The sequence below is a fragment of the Ruminococcus sp. XPD3002 genome (genome assembly GCA_900119535.1).
Classification (GTDB): domain Bacteria; phylum Bacillota; class Clostridia; order Oscillospirales; family Ruminococcaceae; genus Ruminococcus; species Ruminococcus flavefaciens_H.
Genome location: FPJT01000003.1, coordinates 310,905 through 312,169, shown reverse-complemented (window position 1 = coordinate 312,169; position 1,265 = coordinate 310,905). Strand labels below are relative to the sequence as shown.

1 protein-coding gene and 1 pseudogene are annotated in these 1,265 nt (G+C 44.0%); one reads left to right on the top strand and one right to left on the bottom strand.

All coding sequences use genetic code 11. The annotated features are described in order from the left end of the window. A pseudogene (locus BT127_RS04335) lies at nucleotides 1–536 on the bottom strand (hypothetical protein); the annotation flags it as partial. 220 nt (nucleotides 537–756) lie between these two features. On the opposite strand from BT127_RS04335, the gene BT127_RS04330 reads away from it, so the two are divergent. Next, on the top strand, nucleotides 757–1,194 hold the full coding sequence (locus tag BT127_RS04330) for an HD domain-containing protein (protein ID WP_075423798.1): 438 nt from the start codon (nucleotides 757–759) through the stop codon (nucleotides 1,192–1,194). The last annotated feature ends 71 nt before the right edge of the window (nucleotides 1,195–1,265 follow it).

Sequence of the window (1,265 nt, the reverse complement as noted above, 5' to 3'; positions counted from 1 at the left end):
GGCTCAGGCTTATTGTTCTCGTCCTCGAGCTTGTCCAGTTCAAGTCTGCCAATGCAGAAGTCGAACCATTCGTTCTTTACTCCGTCCTTGAAGTCACGAACGTCGAAATCGAATGCCTTCTTGATCATACCCTTGATCTCCTTAGGACCGGCAGGCTTTACAGGCTCTTCCTTCTCAGCGTTCTCTTCTGCATCAGAAGACTTGTCTTCCTTGACTTCAGTTTCTTCCTTCTCAGTGTCCTCAGCAGTCTCTGCCTCTTCCTTCTCCTCAACCTTCTTCTCGTCCTCAGGCTTTACAGGAGCTTCAGGAGCAGGCTTAGCCTCTTCCTTGTTATCTTCCTTAACTTCTTCAGCTGTCTCCTCTGCCTCAGCAGTGACATCAGCCTCTGTTACTGTGAGCTCTTCCTCAGAGATGCTGTTTGGCTTCTCGATGAGCTTCTCGTTTGAACGGTTTGCAGCGAATACGCCTGTTCCTGTTACAGCTGAGAGTACAGATACTGCTGCTACAGCTGCGATGATTTGCTTTCTGCTTTTCATGATAAAAGACTCCTTTTTAAATAGATTTTTATTAAACTCCGTTAACGAAGAGTTAAGACTTTATTGCCTTATGTCTATAGCATACGAAGGGGGGGAATAAAAAAGTGGGGTAGAAGAAAAATTTTTCTGAAAAAATTTTTTTGAGGGATCTCATGCAGCAGAATTGATTTTTCTGAGGATATATTATATAATGTATATAATAACATAGGGAGGTAATGTCATGATATATACTCCATTGACTGTAAAAGCTATGAAGCTTGCATACGAAGCCCACATCGGTCAGTACGACAAAAGCGGAGTTCCCTACATATTTCATCCCTTCCACCTTGCAGAGCAGATGTCGGACGAGTTTTCTGTGTGCGCCGCACTTCTACACGATACCGTTGAGGATACTTCCGTTACGATAGAACAGCTTGAAAAGGAATTCCCGAGGGAGGTAACAGATGCGGTAAAACTCCTTACCCACTCCGATGACGAGGACTACTTTTCATACGTTATGCGGATAAAGACGGACGCTGTTGCAAGGAAGGTCAAGCTTGCGGACCTTGAACACAACTCGGATATAAGCCGTATCGAAGCTGCAGGCTGCATCGTGTCCGAAAAGGACAGTCAACGCCTTGAAAAATACCGTAAAGCTATGGAGATACTCAGGACATAAAAATGCACTATTTTTTGTCCTTGTGATTGTAGAAAATGACATAGTGACAAATCACGCAAGATGTGGTATAA

Bases quoted from the DNA above. Each gene is read 5' to 3' on its own strand.
- BT127_RS04330 (WP_075423798.1), top strand. From the start codon at position 757: ATGATATATACTCCATTGACTGTAAAAGCTATGAAGCTTGCATACGAA.